This is a genomic window from Pseudomonas sp. Seg1 (assembly GCF_018326005.1).
Taxonomy (GTDB): Bacteria; Pseudomonadota; Gammaproteobacteria; order Pseudomonadales; family Pseudomonadaceae; genus Aquipseudomonas.
This window is the reverse complement of sequence record NZ_AP021903.1, coordinates 5,052,849-5,068,716: the sequence shown is the minus strand read 5'-3', so window position 1 is coordinate 5,068,716 and position 15,868 is coordinate 5,052,849. Positions and strand designations below refer to the sequence as shown.

Here is a 15,868-nt window from a genome sequence, read left to right as displayed (position 1 = left end):
GCATCTTCGGATGCGCCTTTTTTCTTTCTATAGAGATCAGGTCGAGATTTTTTTGTTTGTCGGCCGGCGCGGTTTTGCGCGGCGGGCAACGTTTCAAAGAGAATTCGGAGCGAGTTATGGCAGGTCATTCCAAGTGGGCGAACATTAAGCACCGCAAAGAACGTCAGGATGCCAAGAGAGGCAAGATCTTCACCAAGTGGATCCGTGAGCTGACTGTTGCGGCCCGTCAGGGTGGCGGCGATCCGGGTTCCAACCCGCGTTTGCGTCTGGCCCTGGACAAAGCGTTGAGCGCGAACATGAGTCGCGACATCATCGATCGCGCGGTTGCGCGCGGCGCCGGTGCAACCGAAGCGGACAACGTTGAAGAGCTGACCTACGAAGGTTACGGCCCGGGCGGCGTGGCGGTGATGGTCGAGTGTATGACCGACAACCGCAACCGTACCGCCGCCGCCGTGCGCCATGCGTTCAGCAAGTGTGGCGGCAACCTCGGCACTGACGGTTCGGTAGCGTATCTGTTCGAGCGCAAGGGCCAGATCAGCTTCGCGCCGGGTGTCGACGAAGACGCACTGACCGAAGCGGCGCTGGAAGCCGATGCCGATGACGTGGTCAGCCATGAAGACGGCTCGATCGATGTGTTTACCTCGTTCACCAGCTTCTACGCGGTGCGTAATGCGCTGGAGGCCGCTGGTTTCAAAGGTGATGACGCCGAAATCGTCATGCAACCGACCACCAGCGCCGAACTGGACCTGGAGGGCGCCGAGAAGGTGCTCAAGCTGATCGATATGCTTGAGGATCTGGACGACGTGCAGAACGTTTATTCGAACGCGGATATTCCGGAAGACGTAGCCGCTCAGCTCGGTTAAGAGCGACTAGGCTTCAATGTGGGAGCTGGCTTGCCAGCGATGGCGTCGGCACATCAGGCAATGATGGCGTCTGACACTCCGTCATCGCTGGCAAGCCTGCTCCCACATTTGTTTTTGTGTTATTTCGAACCCGCAGGCGTTATGACTTTAATTCTTGGTATCGACCCCGGTTCGCGTATCACCGGTTACGGCGTTGTTCGCGATACCGGGCGTGGTGGTTGCATTTACGTGGCCTCGGGCTGTATTCGCACCGGCGCCGGCGAACTGCATGAGCGTTTGCAAATCGTCTATCGCGGCGTGCGTGAAATCATTCAGACCTATGGCCCCGTGACCATGGGCATCGAAAAGGTGTTCATGGCGAAAAACGCCGATTCGGCACTCAAGCTCGGGCAGGCCCGTGGAGCTGCCATTGTCGCTGGCGCCGAAGAGTGTCTGGAAATCGCCGAATACACCGCGACTCAGGTCAAGCAAGCGGTAGTGGGCACCGGCGCGGCGAACAAAGAGCAGGTGCAGATGATGGTCATGCACATGCTCAAGCTGACCAGCAAACCGCAAATCGACGCATCCGATGCCCTGGCCATTGCCATTTGTCACGCGCATACCCGCTCCAGTCTGTTGCCGCACGGCTTGGGAACGGCACGCAGTCGTGGCGGGCGCCTGCGTCTCTGATAGCATCAGCAATCAAATTTTTCGCAAGGTGAGTTTCATGCCTGGGTCGTCGGCCTGCAGCGCACCTTCCGTCAGTCGCCAGCCCACGGCTGGCCAACGCTCAAGGATCTGAAACGTGATTGGACGCTTGCGCGGCACCCTGGCTGAAAAACAGCCGCCGCACCTGATTCTCGATGTAAACGGCCTCGGGTATGAGCTGGAAGTGCCCATGACCACGCTTTATCGGTTGCCGTCGGTCGGTGAACCACTGACCCTGCACACCCACTTGGTCGTGCGCGAAGACGCGCAGTTACTCTATGGTTTTGCCGGCAAGCGTGAGCGAGACTTTTTTCGCGAGTTGATCCGTCTCAATGGTGTCGGGCCGAAACTGGCGTTGGCGTTGATGTCGAGCCTGGAGGTCGACGAGCTGATCCGCTGCGTGCAATCCCAGGACACCTCGGCGCTGACCAAGGTGCCAGGCGTGGGCAAGAAAACCGCCGAGCGTCTGCTGGTAGAACTCAAGGATCGCTTCAAGGCCTGGGAAACCTCGCCGGCCATGTTTGCCTTGGTGCCGAACCAGCCTGACGGCCCGGCGCCGGTCAACACCGCCGAGAACGATGCTGTGAGTGCGCTGATTTCCCTGGGCTACAAGCCGCAGGAAGCGAGCAAGGCGATTACCGCCATCAAGGACAAGAATTTGAGCAGTGAAGACCTGATCCGCCGCGCCCTGAAGGGAATGATTTAAGTGATTGAAGCTGATCGTCTGATCGCCGCCGCGCACAGTCCGCGCGAGCGCGAAGAAGTCCAGGACCGCGCCATTCGCCCGGTCAGCCTGGCCGACTATATCGGCCAGCCGACCGTGCGCGAGCAGATGGAACTGTTTATCCAGGCTGCCCGTGGCCGCAGTGAATCCCTTGATCACACGCTGATTTTCGGCCCGCCGGGTCTGGGTAAAACCACGCTGGCCAACATCATTGCCCAGGAAATGGGCGTGTCGATCAAGAGCACGTCGGGGCCGGTGCTGGAACGGCCGGGTGATCTGGCCGCGTTGTTGACGAACCTTGAACCGCACGACGTGTTGTTCATCGATGAAATTCATCGCCTGTCGCCGATCGTTGAAGAAGTGCTGTATCCGGCGATGGAAGATTTCCAGCTCGACATCATGATCGGCGAGGGCCCTGCGGCGCGTTCGATCAAGCTCGATCTGCCGCCGTTTACCCTGGTCGGGGCAACCACGCGCGCCGGCATGCTGACCAATCCGTTGCGTGATCGCTTCGGTATCGTCCAGCGTCTTGAGTTCTACAGCACGGCGGATCTGGCAACGATTGTCGGGCGTTCAGCGAATATTCTCGGTCTGCCGCTGGATCCGGAGGGCGCTTTCGAAATCGCTCGTCGCGCCCGTGGGACGCCGCGAATTGCCAACCGTCTGCTGCGTCGGGTGCGGGACTTTGCAGAGGTGCGCGCCAAGGGGCACATCACCAAATCGGTGGCCGATCTGGCGCTGAACCTGCTGGATGTCGACGAGCACGGTTTCGATCACCAGGACCGGCGTCTGCTGCTGACCATGATCGAGAAGTTCGATGGCGGTCCGGTCGGGATCGACAGTCTCGCTGCGGCAATCAGTGAAGAACGCCACACCATTGAAGATGTGCTGGAACCGTACCTGATCCAGCAGGGCTATATCATGCGCACACCACGGGGCAGGGTGGTGACGCGGCATGCGTATCTGCATTTCGGTTTAAACATTCCGTCACGAATGGGTGAGATGCCCGTGGCAGACGAGTTTCTCGATGCCGTGGACGATTAATACACATTTGTTGTCGATTTATTCAGGGTTTGTACTGTCTGACGACGGTACTTTTGCGGTAAAGCCTTTGAACAATGAAAAACAGTTGCCTCGCCGGATTGGCAACCTGAGGAGTAAGCACTAGAGTATGCGCGCGCAAAACGGGCTTGAGCCGTTCGCACATCGTTGTCGCGTTTATTACGAGGACACCGATGCGGGCGGCATCGTGTATTACGTTAATTACCTCAAGTTTATGGAACGGGCTCGAACCGAGCGGCTCCGCGAGCTGGGCTTTGCTCAATCGCAGCTTGCCGGGGAGGATCTGTTGTTTGTCGTGCACTCCAGCGAAGCGCGCTACCACGCGCCGGCGCGACTGGACGACGAACTGCTGGTAAGCGCTGATGTAATCGAATTGAACCGTGCCAGCCTGCGCTTCAAACAGCAGGTCAGGCGGGCGACGGATAATGTGCTGCTCTGTGAAGGGCAGTTTTTGGTGGCCTGTGTGCGCACTAACAGTTTGAAACCCCGGGCCCTTCCCGAAGACTTGCGTGCGGCCTTCGCCGACGCGGTCGGTCCGGGTACACACTCAAAGCAGGAGATAAAGCGTGGAAGCTAACGTCGTCGACCATTCCTCCATGTGGAGCCTGGTCAGCAATGCCAGCATCGTGGTGCAGTTGGTAATGTTGACTCTGGTGGCCGCATCGGTGACCTCATGGATCATGATCTTTCAGCGCAGCAACCTGCTGCGTGCCGGTCGACGTGCCCTGGAGAGCTTCGAAGAGCGCTTCTGGTCGGGTATCGACCTGTCCAAACTGTACCGTCAGGCCGGCAGCAACCCTGACCCGGATTCGGGCGTCGAGCAGATCTTCCGTGCCGGTTTCAAAGAGTTCTCCCGTCTGCGTCAGCAGCCAGGTGTCGACCCTGAAGCGGTGATGGAAGGTGTGGCCCGGGCCATGCGCGTCGCCATCTCCCGTGAAGAAGAGAAACTGGAGCAGAGCCTGCCGTTTCTCGCCACCGTCGGTTCGGTCAGCCCGTACATCGGTCTGTTCGGTACCGTGTGGGGCATCATGAACTCCTTCCGCGGTCTGGCCAGCGCCCAGCAAGCGACCCTGGCCACCGTAGCCCCGGGTATCGCCGAAGCCCTGATCGCCACCGCGATCGGTCTGTTCGCCGCGATCCCTGCGGTCATCGCTTACAACCGTTTTGCTGCTCGCAGCGAAACCTTGCTGGGCCGCTACTACACCTTCGCCGATGAATTCCAGGCGATCCTGCACCGCAAAGTGCACACCAGCGAAGAATAAGCAGGTAATTTCCAATGGCTTTAATCGCTCGAGCTCGCAAAAAGCGCAAGCCGGTCGCCGAGATGAACGTAGTGCCTTACATCGACGTGATGTTGGTACTGCTGGTCATCTTCATGGTGACCGCGCCGATGCTCAATCAGGGCGTGAAAGTTGATCTGCCCAAGGTTTCCAGCGAAGCCTTGCCGCAGGACAACAACACTCAGGTCCTGACCATTTCGATCAAGGCTGACAAGACCTACTACTGGAACCTTGGCAGCGAAGTCGACACCGAGAAGCAGCAGGACAGGGCCATGACCCTGCCGCAAATGACCGATGCGGTGACCAAGATCATTCGCGCCGGCACCGAAGGCGGCAAGCGTACGCAGGTCTTTATCCGCGGCGACAAAACCGTTGATTATGGTTCCGTCATGGGCGCCATGGGCGGATTGCAGAAAGCCGGGGTCGGTAATGTTGGTTTGATTACCGAGGCCCCCTGATGCAGCAACTGCGAGAGCCGTCCGCCTCGGAAAGCTACTTCTGGCCTAGTGTCTGGGCGATTGTCTTGCACGTGCTGGTGTTCGGCATGCTGTTTGTCAGTTTCGCCTTCACACCAGAGCTGCCGCCGGCCAAGCCGATTGTCCAGGCGACCCTGTACCAACTGAAATCGAAAAGTCAGGCAACCACCCAGACCAATCAGAAGATTGCGGGTGAGGCGAAGAAATCCGCCGCGCGCCAGACCGAAGTCGAGCAGATGGAGCAAAAAAAGGTCGAGCAGGAAGCGGTGAAAGCTGCGGAACAAAAGAAAGAAGAAGCGGCTCAAAAGGCCGAGGAAGCCAAGAAGGCCGACGAGGCTAAAAAAGCGGACGAGGCGAAGAAGGCTGATGATGCCAAGAAAGCCGACGACGCGAAAAAAGCCGAGGCCAAGAAGGCAGAAGAGAAACAATTGGCTGATATAGCCAAGAAGAAGGCCGAAGAAGAGGCTAAGGAAGAAGCCAAGAAAGAAGCCGCTGAAGAAGCCAAGAAGAAAATCGTCGAAGACGCGAAGAAGAAAGCCGCCGAAGACGCCAAGAAGAAAGCAGAAGCTGAAGAGGCGAAGAAGAAGATCGCCGACGAAGCGAAGAAGAAAGCTGCTGCCGATGCTGCGAAGAAGAAAGCGCAGGATGCGGCACGTAAATCGACCGAAGACAAAAAGGCTCAGGCCTTGGCTGATTTGCTTTCCGACACGCCGCAGCGCCAGCAGGCCTTGGCCGATGAGCAGGGTGACGAAGTCGCGGGCAGTTTCGATGACCTGATTCGTGCGCGAGCAGCAGAAGGTTGGGCTCGTCCACCTTCGGCACGCAAAGGCATGACGGTCGTGCTGCAAATCGGCATGTTGCCGGACGGTACGGTGACTTCGGTCAGCGTGGCCAAATCCAGTGGCGACGGTCCGTTCGATGCTTCGGCAGTGGCGGCAGTGAAGAATATTGGACGTTTGACAGAAATGCAGGGAATGAAGGCGAGCGATTTCGCTCCATATCGTTCATTCAAGATGACATTCACACCTGAGGACTTAGCCTTGTGAGAAACCTTCTTCGAGGAATGCTGGTCGTGATCTGCTGCATGGCAGGGATCGCGATGGCTGATGAAAAGAACATTCTGGTCACCAGTGGTAGCGATCGGGCAACGCCGATCGCTGTTGTACCGTTCGGTTTCCAGGGCGGTGCAGTCCTGCCGGACGACATGGCTGAAATCATTGGTAACGATTTGCGCAACTCGGGCTACTACTCGCCGATTCCAAAGCAAAACATGATCAGCCAGCCAAGCCAGCCGAGCGAAATCATCTTCCGTGACTGGAAGGCGGTGGGTGCTCAATACATGATGGTTGGTAGCATCGTTCCAGCAGGCGGTCGTCTGCAGGTGCAATGGGCACTGTTCAACGTCGCCACCGAGCAGAAAGTGGCCGACGGCAGTGTCTCCGGTACTACCGAGCAGCTGCGCGACATGGCGCACTACATCTCGGACCAGTCGTTTGAAAAACTCACCGGCATCAAAGGTGCGTTTTCCACCCGTCTGCTGTACGTAACGGCTGAGCGCTTCTCCGAGAAGAACACCCGTTACACCCTGCAGCGTTCGGACTACGACGGTGCCCGCGCCGTGACTCTGCTGCAATCGCGCGAGCCGATCCTGTCGCCGCGTTTTGCACCGGATGGCAAGCGTATCGCCTACGTGTCGTTCGAACAGAAGCGTCCGCGCATCTTCATGCAGAACATCGACACCGGTCGCCGCGAGCAGATCACCAACTTCGAAGGCCTGAACGGCGCGCCAGCCTGGTCGCCGGATGGCAATCGCCTGGCGTTCGTACTGTCGAAAGACGGTAACCCGGACATCTATGTGATGAACCTCGGTTCGCGTCAGATCACCCGTGTAACCGCGGGCCCTGGCATCAACACCGAACCGTATTGGGGCAAGGATGGCTCGACCATCTACTTCACGTCCGACCGTGGCGGCAAGCCACAGATCTATAAAACCAGCGCCAGTGGCGGCGGTGCGGAGCGAGTGACCTTTATCGGTAACTACAACGCCAACCCGAAACTGTCGGCTGACGAAAAGACTCTGGTGATGATCCATCGCCAGGATGGCTTCACCAATTTCAAGGTGGCGGCCCAGGATTTGCAGCGAGGTAGTGTAAAGATCCTCACTGATAGCACTCTGGACGAGTCACCTACTGTTGCGCCCAACGGCACCATGGTAATCTACGCCACCCGCCAGCAGGGCCGGGGAGTCTTGATGCTCGTGTCCATTAATGGACGCGTGAGGCTCCCGCTTCCTACCGCTCAAGGCGAAGTCAGAGAACCGTCCTGGTCCCCTTACCTGAACTGACGCGGCGCTTTACGTTTTACTTAACACACTGGGGTTCATTAGGAGTTTCACGATGGAAATGCTGAAGTTTGGTAAATTTGCTGCGCTGGCTCTGGCCATGGCTGTAGCTGTAGGTTGCTCGTCCAAAGGCGGCGACAACGCCGGTGAAGGCGCTGTTGATCCAAACGCTGGTTACGGCGCAAACACTGGTGCCGTTGACGGTTCCCTGAGCGAAGAAGCTGCTCTGCGCGCAATCACCACCTTCTACTTCGAATACGACAGCTCGGACCTGAAGCCAGAAGCCATGCGCGCTCTGGACGTTCACGCCAAAGACCTGAAAGCTAACGGCGCTCGCGTTGTTCTGGAAGGCAACACCGACGAACGTGGTACTCGTGAGTACAACATGGCACTGGGCGAGCGTCGTGCGAAAGCCGTTCAACGCTACCTGGTACTGCAAGGTGTTTCCCCAGCTCAGCTGGAACTGGTTTCCTACGGCGAAGAGCGTCCAGTTGCTACCGGCAACGACGAGCAGTCCTGGGCTCAAAACCGTCGCGTCGAACTGCGTAAGTAATTCGATATGCGAACGTGCCGTCGTGCTGTAACTGTTCTGGCTCTCAGCCTCGCGCCGCTTGCGGCGTGGGCTGCGGTTCCTGTGGTCGATGACAACTCCGGTTATAACAATAGCGGGAGTAGTTATCCGCCTGCGGGTTACGGTACGAACGGCGCCTATGCCGGGGGAGCGGCTTCGGCCCCTGCCTCGGCACAAGGCATGCTGTTCAACCAACTGCAACAAATGCAGGATCAGATTTCGCGCCAGCAAGGCGTGATTGAAGAACTGCAGAATCAGGTTGCGCGCATGAAGCAAGAATCCCTGGAGCGATACCAGGATCTTGATCGGCGCATAGGATCCGGTGTTGCACCTGCCGCGACTCCTGAGAATTCTTCTGCCGGTGGCGATGCAAGTGCTGCTGCCGGTGCTGCCGCTGGCGCCGGGGCTGCTGCCCAGGCACCTGCTGCAGGTAGTGAGCCGGGTGATCCGGCCAAGGAAAAGCTGTATTACGATGCCGCTTTCGACCTGATCAAAGCCAAGGATTTCGACAAGGCCAGCCAGGCCTTCGCCGCTTTCCTGCGCAAATACCCGAACAGCCAGTACGCGGGCAATGCCCAGTACTGGTTGGGTGAAGTGAACTTGGCCAAAGGTGATCTGCAAGGTGCAGGTCAGGCGTTTGCCAAGGTATCGCAGCTGTATCCCAAGCATGCCAAAGTGCCGGATTCGCTGTACAAGCTCGCCGATGTAGAGCGCCGTCTCGGTCACACCGACAAGGTCAAAGGCATCCTGCAGCAGGTGGTGGCCCAATATCCGGGCACGTCCGCCGCGCAGTTGGCCCAGCGCGATCTGCAACGCATGTAACGCAGCTTTACCCGTTTGGAAGAAACCCGCGCTTGTCGCGGGTTTTTTCGTTAGAATTCAAGCCCTTTTTCTGAAACACGCTTCTTGTGATCTGCGCGTTGGCGGGATTGCCTGAAGTGCCTGACGGAGGCGGACAGCCTGTTTAGCTGTTACGCCCGTGGCGACTATGCAAGACACATTGAGAATTACCGAAGTTTTCTACTCTTTGCAGGGGGAAACGCGGACCGCCGGGCTGCCCACGGTTTTTGTGCGCCTGACCGGTTGCCCATTGCGTTGCCAATACTGCGACAGTGCCTATGCGTTCAGTGGCGGGACAATCCGCACCCTCGACGACATCCTTGAACAAGTAGCCGGGTTTCGACCGCGCTACGTCTGCGTCACCGGCGGTGAGCCATTGGCACAGCCGAACGCCATTCCTTTGCTCAAACAGTTGTGTGATGCCGGTTACGAGGTTTCGCTGGAAACCAGCGGCGCCCTTGACGTTTCGGCTGTCGATCCGCGCGTCAGTCGCGTGGTCGACCTGAAGACGCCGGGTTCGAAAGAAGCTCACCGCAACCGTTACGAAAATATCGAACTGCTGACCCCGAACGATCAGGTGAAGTTTGTCATCTGTTCGCGGGAAGACTACGACTGGGCGGTTTCCAAGCTGATTCAGTACGGACTGGATCGACGCGCCGGCGAAGTGCTGTTCTCGCCTAGCCACCATGACCTGAATGCTCGGGATCTGGCGGACTGGGTGGTGGCAGACAATTTGCCGGTACGCCTGCAATTGCAGTTGCATAAATATCTTTGGAACGATGAGCCGGGGCGCTGACATGACCGAACAACTGAACACCACCGAAAAACGTGCGGTCATCCTGCTGTCCGGCGGCCTCGACTCGGCAACCGTCGTGGCCATGGCTCGCGCCGAAGGCTATAGCTGCTACACCATGAGTTTCGATTACGGCCAGCGCTCTCACGCAGAATTGCACGCTGCTGCCCGCGTTGCCCGGGATCTGGGTGTGGTCGAACACAAGGTGATCGGCCTCAACCTGAACGGCATGGGCGGCTCGGCACTGACTGATAGCAGCATCGACATTCCGGAGGAGCTGGGTGAGGGCATCCCGGTCACTTATGTGCCGGCGCGCAATACCGTTTTTCTGTCTCTGGCGCTGGGTTGGGCTGAAGTGCTCGGCGCTCGCGACATCTTCATCGGTGTGAACGCCGTGGACTATTCCGGTTACCCGGATTGCCGTCCCGAGTTCATCGAGTCGTTCGAACGTATGGCCAATCTGGCGACCAAGGCCGGTGTCGAGGGCAATGGCTTCCGTATCCAGGCACCGTTGCAGAACTTGAGCAAGGCGCAAATCGTTCAGGCAGGCGTGAAGCTCGGTGTCGATTACGGCCTGACCGTTTCCTGCTATCAGGCCGATAATGACGGCCGCGCATGCGGCAAATGCGACAGCTGCCGCCTGCGTGCAGAAGGCTTTGCGGCAGCCGGTGTGGAGGATCCAACACCTTATTTTTGATTTTTTTCAAAAAGGTGTTGAATAGTCCTTAAAAATCAGTATTATACGCGCCACCACACAGCGGGTCGTTAGCTCAGTTGGTAGAGCAGTTGGCTTTTAACCAATTGGTCGTAGGTTCGAATCCCACACGACCCACCATATTTGGCGGTTTAGAAAATCCGGAAGGCCCACGAAAGTGAGGATTTCCGGGTTTTTTTTTGCCTGCAATTCGGGCGTCTGCTCTTTCAGCGCCAGCGGCGCTGACGCAGGTCAGAATCATCTTTTGTATCAACGGGATATTCTGTAGCCTTGCGCAGCTTCAACGCTGTCCGTGCCTGATAAAACTCACTCTCCCGGCGGTACCCTCAAGCGGTCCGGAGCCGGGTGTATACTCGACTTTCGCGCGAAAGCGCCTGCAGGTCTTGCGAACATGACGCAGATTTCCGAACGCCTTCTGGTTCAAGCCCACCTCGATGCCAAGCAGCCCAAACCGCTGACGGTCGAGGAAGAGGCTTATTACCGTTCTGCCATCGCCGCCGAGCTCAAGGCTCAGGACGCGGTGTTGGTTGCCCACTTTTATTGCGACCCGGTGATTCAGGCTCTGGCCGAAGAAACCGGCGGCTGTGTCTCCGACTCCCTGGAGATGGCTCGCTTCGGCAATGCTCATCCGGCCAAGACCGTAGTGGTCGCCGGCGTGAAGTTCATGGGCGAGACCGCGAAGATTCTCAATCCTGAAAAACGTGTGCTGATGCCAACTCTGGAAGCGACTTGCTCGCTCGACCTGGGTTGCCCGGTGGACGAGTTCTCGGCGTTCTGCGATCAGCATCCAGAGCGCACGGTAGTGGTTTACGCCAACACTTCCGCTGCCGTGAAGGCGCGGGCCGACTGGGTGGTGACATCGAGCTGCGCACTGGAAATCGTCGAAAGCCTGATGGACAACGGCGAGACCATCATCTGGGGGCCGGACAAGCATCTGGGCACTTATATCCAACGCAAGACCGGCGCCGATATGCTGCTCTGGGACGGTGCCTGCATCGTCCATGAAGAGTTCAAGTCCAAGCAGCTCGAAGACATGAAAGCGCTGTACCCGGACGCGGCAATTCTGGTGCACCCGGAATCGCCGACGTCGGTGATCGAACTGGCCGATGCCGTCGGCTCCACCAGTCAATTGATCGCTGCCGCGCAAAGCCTGCCGAACAAGACGCTGATTGTCGCCACCGACCGAGGCATCTTCTACAAGATGCAGCAGCTGTGCCCGGACAAGGTCTTCATTGAAGCGCCAACCGCCGGTAATGGCGCCGCGTGCCGCAGTTGCGCACATTGCCCGTGGATGGCCATGAATACCCTTGAGCGCACGCTCAAGAGCTTGAAGGAAGGGACAAACGAGATCTTTGTTGATCCGGCGTTGATTCCGCAGGCGATTCGGCCGTTGAAGCGGATGCTGGACTTTACGCAAGCGGCGCGGATGAAGCTGGCCGGTAACGCCTGAGGTCTTTCAGGCAACGAACAAACCTGTAGGAGTGAGCCTGCTCGCGATAGCGGTGTGTCAGATAGCAATTATGTTTGCTGACACACCGCTATCGCGAGCAGGCTCACTCCTACTGTGGTTTCTGGCGTCTGGAAATTACTTGGTCTTCTTCGGAATCCGCACCACGCGGGTGTCGGAATAGATGTCGTGCCACGTGCGCTTCTGCTTGTCGTACAGCGACCAGAAGAATCCGAGCCCCACACACAGCCACGAAGCGATCGACACCATGAAGCGCAGCAGCGCCTGCCACAGGCTGATCGCCTCGCCATTGGCGTTCTGCACGCGAATCCCCCACACCTGCATACCCAGTGTCTGCCCGCCATGGGTCCAGAACTTGGCGAAGAAGGCAAACAGCACCAGCAACAGCACTGTCGAATAGAGCGGATCGCCGTCGAGTTTGCCGGCATCGGTCATTGCTCGCAGACGTTCTTCGCCGATGATCGCCGCCTGGATCAACTTGTAAACGAAGCCGGTCACGATCAGCAGAGCGGTACACAGCAGAAAGTCATAGAACATCGCGGCCAGACGACGGCCGAGGCCAACGGGAGGAAAGTCGCCCTGGGGGGTGAGCAGGTTTTTCGACATGGCAGCCTCTGGACGCAAAATGAAGCGCCATTTTACGGATTCGCGCGCACAAAAAAGCCCCTGATATCAATATCAGGGGCTTTTTCGTTACAGAGATCAGGCTTCTGCTTGTACTTCGTCAGCCTGCATGCCTTTCTGGCCTTGCACAGCAACGAAAGTCACTTTCTGGCCTTCTTTCAGGCTCTTGAAGCCGTTGCCCTGGATAGCGCGGAAATGCACGAACAGATCCGGACCGCTTTCAGGAGTGATAAAACCAAAACCTTTCTCGTCGTTAAACCACTTGACGGTACCGCTCTGACGTTGGGACATTTCTTATTTCCTTTGACGCAATAAATTGATGACAGTCTCTTTCTCATGAAAGAGTACTGGGGCTGGTTGCAGGAGAGTAAGAAGACGTCGAACGGGATGTAGCTAACTTGTAGGCTACTGCCCAGGTCACGATTCCAAGCTGACCCATGCAAACACAGTGGACAAACTCTACGCCAACTACGGGAGAAAAAACAAGCCCCCGCAAGGGCCCGGTTTTGCTGCACTTGCTGGCAGTTAGTCGGTCCACTAGTGCAGGCTTAGACGATTAGCTTGTTCAAATCTTTTCGAACGTTATAAGCAAAGTTCATATTCGAATCGACTGTTAGAAAATGCACTTTTTTGTGGCGATTGCGTTACACATTAGTGCACGCATAACGCAATCGCGTTACTTATAGAAACAGTCAGTCAACCACGATAGTAGCGTTGTGGAACAAATGGCATTTTGCTTACAAGCATTGGCACCTTTTTCCCACGCACGATGGCCCAAACGGTTGTATCGAGGGTGACATAAGCACTGTCGAGGTAGCCCATCGCCAATGGCCCGCCCAGAGTCGGTCCGAAACCGCCGCTGCACACGCTGCCAATGATCTCGCCCGCTTCGTTGACGATCTCCGCGCCTTCACGCACTGGCGTGCGTTCTTGCGGCAGCAGGCCGACGCGTTTACGCGCGACACCGTTCTCTTGTTGAGCAAAGACTTGTTCTGCACCCGGGAAACCGCCGGCCCGTGCGCCATCAGCGCGGCGCGTCTTGGAGATCGCCCACAACAGGCTGGCCTCGATTGGCGTGGTGTCGGTGTTCATGTCGTGGCCGTACAGGCACAGGCCGGCTTCCAGACGCAGCGAGTCGCGAGCGCCAAGGCCAATGGCCTGGACTTCTGGCTCGGCGAGCAGGGCGCGAGCGAGTTTTTCCGCATCGGCGGCTGGCACCGAGATTTCGAAACCGTCTTCACCGGTGTAACCCGAACGGCTGACGAAGCAATCCACACCCAACAGTTGCACGCGGTTGAACTGCATGAAGGTCATTTTCGCGACCTCAGGCGCGAGGCGCGCCAGCACGGTAACCGCTGCTGGACCCTGCAGAGCGAGCAGGGCACGGGCTTCGAACAGCTCCGTAATGGTGCACTGATCGCCGATGTGTTTTTGCAGATGCGCCAGATCCTGATCCTTGCACGCCGCGTTGACCACCAGGAACAGTTCGTCGTTACCGAGGTTGGCGACCATCAGGTCATCGAGAATGCCGCCGGTTTCATTGGTGAACATCGCGTAACGCTGCATGCCCACTGGCAGGTCGATGATGTCCACCGGCACCAGGGTTTCCAGAGCTTTGGCGGCGTTGGCACCGGTCAGGCGAATCTGGCCCATGTGCGAAACGTCGAACAGACCGGCCTGCTCACGGGTGTGTTGATGTTCTTTCATCACGCCCAGCGGGTATTGCACCGGCATGTCGTAGCCGGCGAACGGCACCATGCGGGCGCCAAGTTCGATGTGCAGAGCGTGCAGCGGGGTTTTCGACAGTTGTTCGGTGGACATGCGTGGCTCCTTGAAAATGGGGTTCGGGATCGGGGGCAAGATCAAGAGCCCCTCACCCCAGCCCTCTCCCGGAGGGAGAGGGAGCTAGTTACGTTTCTCTCCCGGGGGAGAGTTGGTTAATCCGTTTGGCCTGGTTCGTGATCAGCATTCGATAATGTTGACCGCCAGTCCGCCGCGGGCGGTCTCTTTGTATTTGCTTTTCATGTCGGCGCCGGTCTGGCGCATGGTGCGAATGACTTTGTCGAGGGAGACGAAATGTTGACCGTCGCCACGCATGGCCATGCGCACCGCGTTGATCGCCTTCACCGAGCCCATCGCATTGCGCTCGATGCACGGCACTTGCACCAGGCCGCCGATCGGGTCGCAGGTCAGGCCCAGGTTATGTTCCATGCCGATTTCCGCAGCGTTCTCGACTTGCTGCACGCTGCCGCCGAGCACTTCACACAACGCGCCGGCCGCCATTGAGCAGGCAACGCCGACTTCACCCTGACAACCGACTTCGGCGCCGGAGATCGAGGCGTTTTCCTTGTAGAGAATGCCGATGGCCGCCGCAGTGAGCAGAAATCGCACCACGCCATCGTCATTCGCACCGGGAATAAAGCGCATGTAGTAATGCAAAACAGCAGGAATAATCCCCGCCGCACCGTTGGTCGGCGCCGTGACCACGCGCCCGCCGTTGGCGTTTTCTTCGTTGACCGCCAAGGCGTAGAGGTTGACCCAGTCGAGCACCGACAACGGATCGCGCAGCGCTGATTCCGGGTTCTTGCACAGTTGCCGATGCAGCGCCGCCGCACGTCGTTTGACCTTCAAACCACCCGGCAAGATGCCTTCGTTACGGCAACCCGCCGCCACGCAGTCCTGCATTACCTGCCAGATCTTCAGCAGACCGGCGCGGGTTTCCGCTTCCGGGCGCCAGGCGCTTTCGTTGGTCAGCATCACCTGACTGATCGACAGACCGTAGGTGGCGCAATGACTGAGCAAATCCTTGGCACTTTTGAACGGGAAGGTCAGCGGCGTGGCGTCTTCGACGATGCGATCGGCACCGGCCGCATCCTCGTCGACCACGAAACCGCCACCGACCGAGTAGTACTCGCGGCTGCGAATCTGAATGCCTGCCGCGTCGAAGGCGCGAAAAATCATGCCGTTGGGATGATAGGCCAGCGGCTTGCGGATCATCGCTAGGTGTTCTTTCTCGTTGAACGCAATGCTGTGTTCGCCGAGCAGGTTCAGGCGTCCGTTGCTGCGAATGTCTTGCAAACGCGCGGCGACGGTTTCGGTGTCGACGGTGTCCGGGTGCTCGCCTTCGAGGCCGAGCAGCACGGCTTTGTCGCTGCCGTGACCCTTGCCGGTGGCGCCGAGGGATCCGTAGAGCTCAACGCGCACGCTGGCCGTTGCACCGAGCAGGTTTTCTCGCCGCAGGCCTTCAGCGAAGCGCGCAGCAGCGCGCATCGGGCCGACGGTGTGGGAACTGGAGGGGCCGATGCCAATCTTGAACAGGTCGAACACGCTTAACGACATGAGTGGTTCTCCGGTTTCTTGTTATAGGAATTGGCGGAATATCAGGCTTGATGCGTTCCTTGTGGGAGCTGGCTTGCCAGCGATG

The 15,868-nt window shown here is 58.1% G+C and carries 18 protein-coding genes and 1 tRNA gene; 15 read left to right on the top strand and 4 right to left on the bottom strand.

What is annotated here, in order from left to right:
- The first annotated feature begins 116 nt into the window (after positions 1-116).
- From KI231_RS22800 to nadA, 15 genes are all read left to right on the top strand, one after another.
- The gene (locus tag KI231_RS22800; protein ID WP_007912738.1) at positions 117-863 is read left to right on the top strand and encodes a YebC/PmpR family DNA-binding transcriptional regulator; all 747 of its coding nucleotides are present in this window, start codon (positions 117-119) and stop codon (positions 861-863) included.
- Positions 864-1,004: 141 nt separating this feature from the next.
- The gene (gene ruvC, locus KI231_RS22795; protein WP_103303956.1) at positions 1,005-1,532 is read left to right on the top strand and encodes a crossover junction endodeoxyribonuclease RuvC; all 528 of its coding nucleotides are present in this window, start codon (positions 1,005-1,007) and stop codon (positions 1,530-1,532) included.
- 115 nt (positions 1,533-1,647) lie between these two features.
- Positions 1,648-2,256: a Holliday junction branch migration protein RuvA gene (gene ruvA, locus KI231_RS22790; protein WP_003227522.1), complete on the top strand. Its 609-nt coding sequence runs from the start codon at positions 1,648-1,650 to the stop codon at positions 2,254-2,256.
- Complete coding sequence (gene ruvB / locus KI231_RS22785) at positions 2,257-3,318, top strand: Holliday junction branch migration DNA helicase RuvB (protein WP_047599519.1); 1,062 nt, start codon at positions 2,257-2,259, stop codon at positions 3,316-3,318.
- Between the two features lie 127 nt (positions 3,319-3,445).
- The gene (gene ybgC, locus KI231_RS22780; RefSeq protein ID WP_077574280.1) at positions 3,446-3,913 is read left to right on the top strand and encodes a tol-pal system-associated acyl-CoA thioesterase; all 468 of its coding nucleotides are present in this window, start codon (positions 3,446-3,448) and stop codon (positions 3,911-3,913) included.
- Positions 3,903-4,598, top strand: coding sequence for a protein TolQ (gene tolQ, locus KI231_RS22775; protein ID WP_008080223.1), 696 nt, complete (start codon positions 3,903-3,905; stop codon positions 4,596-4,598). Before ybgC ends, tolQ begins: the two co-directional genes overlap by 11 nt.
- Before the next feature lie 23 nt (positions 4,599-4,621).
- On the top strand, positions 4,622-5,074 hold the full coding sequence (gene tolR / locus KI231_RS22770) for a protein TolR (protein WP_161806672.1): 453 nt from the start codon (positions 4,622-4,624) through the stop codon (positions 5,072-5,074).
- On the top strand, positions 5,074-6,138 hold the full coding sequence (tolA, locus tag KI231_RS22765; RefSeq protein WP_103303958.1) for a cell envelope integrity protein TolA: 1,065 nt from the start codon (positions 5,074-5,076) through the stop codon (positions 6,136-6,138). The genes tolR and tolA overlap by 1 nt, the downstream gene beginning before the upstream one ends.
- Before the next feature lie 17 nt (positions 6,139-6,155).
- Positions 6,156-7,436, top strand: coding sequence for a Tol-Pal system beta propeller repeat protein TolB (gene tolB, locus KI231_RS22760; RefSeq protein ID WP_171057245.1), 1,281 nt, complete (start codon positions 6,156-6,158; stop codon positions 7,434-7,436).
- Positions 7,437-7,488: 52 nt separating this feature from the next.
- A complete protein-coding gene (pal, locus tag KI231_RS22755; protein WP_003178634.1) occupies positions 7,489-7,986 on the top strand; it encodes a peptidoglycan-associated lipoprotein Pal in 498 nt (165 codons plus the stop codon).
- A gap of 6 nt (positions 7,987-7,992) precedes the next feature.
- Positions 7,993-8,826 carry a tol-pal system protein YbgF gene (gene ybgF, locus KI231_RS22750; protein ID WP_213026403.1) on the top strand — a complete coding sequence of 278 codons (834 nt, stop codon included), beginning with the start codon at positions 7,993-7,995 and terminating at the stop codon, positions 8,824-8,826.
- A 166-nt stretch (positions 8,827-8,992) separates the two neighbouring features.
- A complete protein-coding gene (gene queE / locus KI231_RS22745) occupies positions 8,993-9,640 on the top strand; it encodes a 7-carboxy-7-deazaguanine synthase QueE (RefSeq protein WP_103303960.1) in 648 nt (215 codons plus the stop codon).
- Between the two features lies 1 nt (position 9,641).
- A complete protein-coding gene (gene queC, locus KI231_RS22740; protein WP_103303961.1) occupies positions 9,642-10,334 on the top strand; it encodes a 7-cyano-7-deazaguanine synthase QueC in 693 nt (230 codons plus the stop codon).
- A 62-nt stretch (positions 10,335-10,396) separates the two neighbouring features.
- Positions 10,397-10,472 (top strand) — tRNA-Lys (locus KI231_RS22735).
- 271 nt (positions 10,473-10,743) lie between these two features.
- The gene (gene nadA, locus KI231_RS22730; RefSeq protein ID WP_213026402.1) at positions 10,744-11,802 is read left to right on the top strand and encodes a quinolinate synthase NadA; all 1,059 of its coding nucleotides are present in this window, start codon (positions 10,744-10,746) and stop codon (positions 11,800-11,802) included.
- 135 nt (positions 11,803-11,937) lie between these two features.
- Here nadA and KI231_RS22725 read toward each other — a convergent pair whose 3' ends face one another.
- The 4 genes from KI231_RS22725 to KI231_RS22710 all read right to left on the bottom strand — a co-directional run bounded on the left by KI231_RS22725 (position 11,938) and on the right by KI231_RS22710 (position 15,783).
- Positions 11,938-12,426, bottom strand: coding sequence for an RDD family protein (locus KI231_RS22725; RefSeq protein WP_103303963.1), 489 nt, complete (start codon positions 12,424-12,426; stop codon positions 11,938-11,940).
- Positions 12,427-12,522: 96 nt separating this feature from the next.
- On the bottom strand, positions 12,523-12,735 hold the full coding sequence (locus KI231_RS22720) for a cold-shock protein (RefSeq protein ID WP_003175786.1): 213 nt from the start codon (positions 12,733-12,735) through the stop codon (positions 12,523-12,525).
- Positions 12,736-13,140: 405 nt separating this feature from the next.
- Complete coding sequence (gene gcvT / locus KI231_RS22715) at positions 13,141-14,265, bottom strand: glycine cleavage system aminomethyltransferase GcvT (RefSeq protein WP_213026401.1); 1,125 nt, start codon at positions 14,263-14,265, stop codon at positions 13,141-13,143.
- 141 nt (positions 14,266-14,406) lie between these two features.
- Positions 14,407-15,783 (bottom strand): L-serine ammonia-lyase, encoded by a 1,377-nt coding sequence (locus tag KI231_RS22710; RefSeq protein WP_213026400.1) that lies wholly within the window; start codon positions 15,781-15,783, stop codon positions 14,407-14,409.
- Positions 15,784-15,868: the final 85 nt, after the last annotated feature.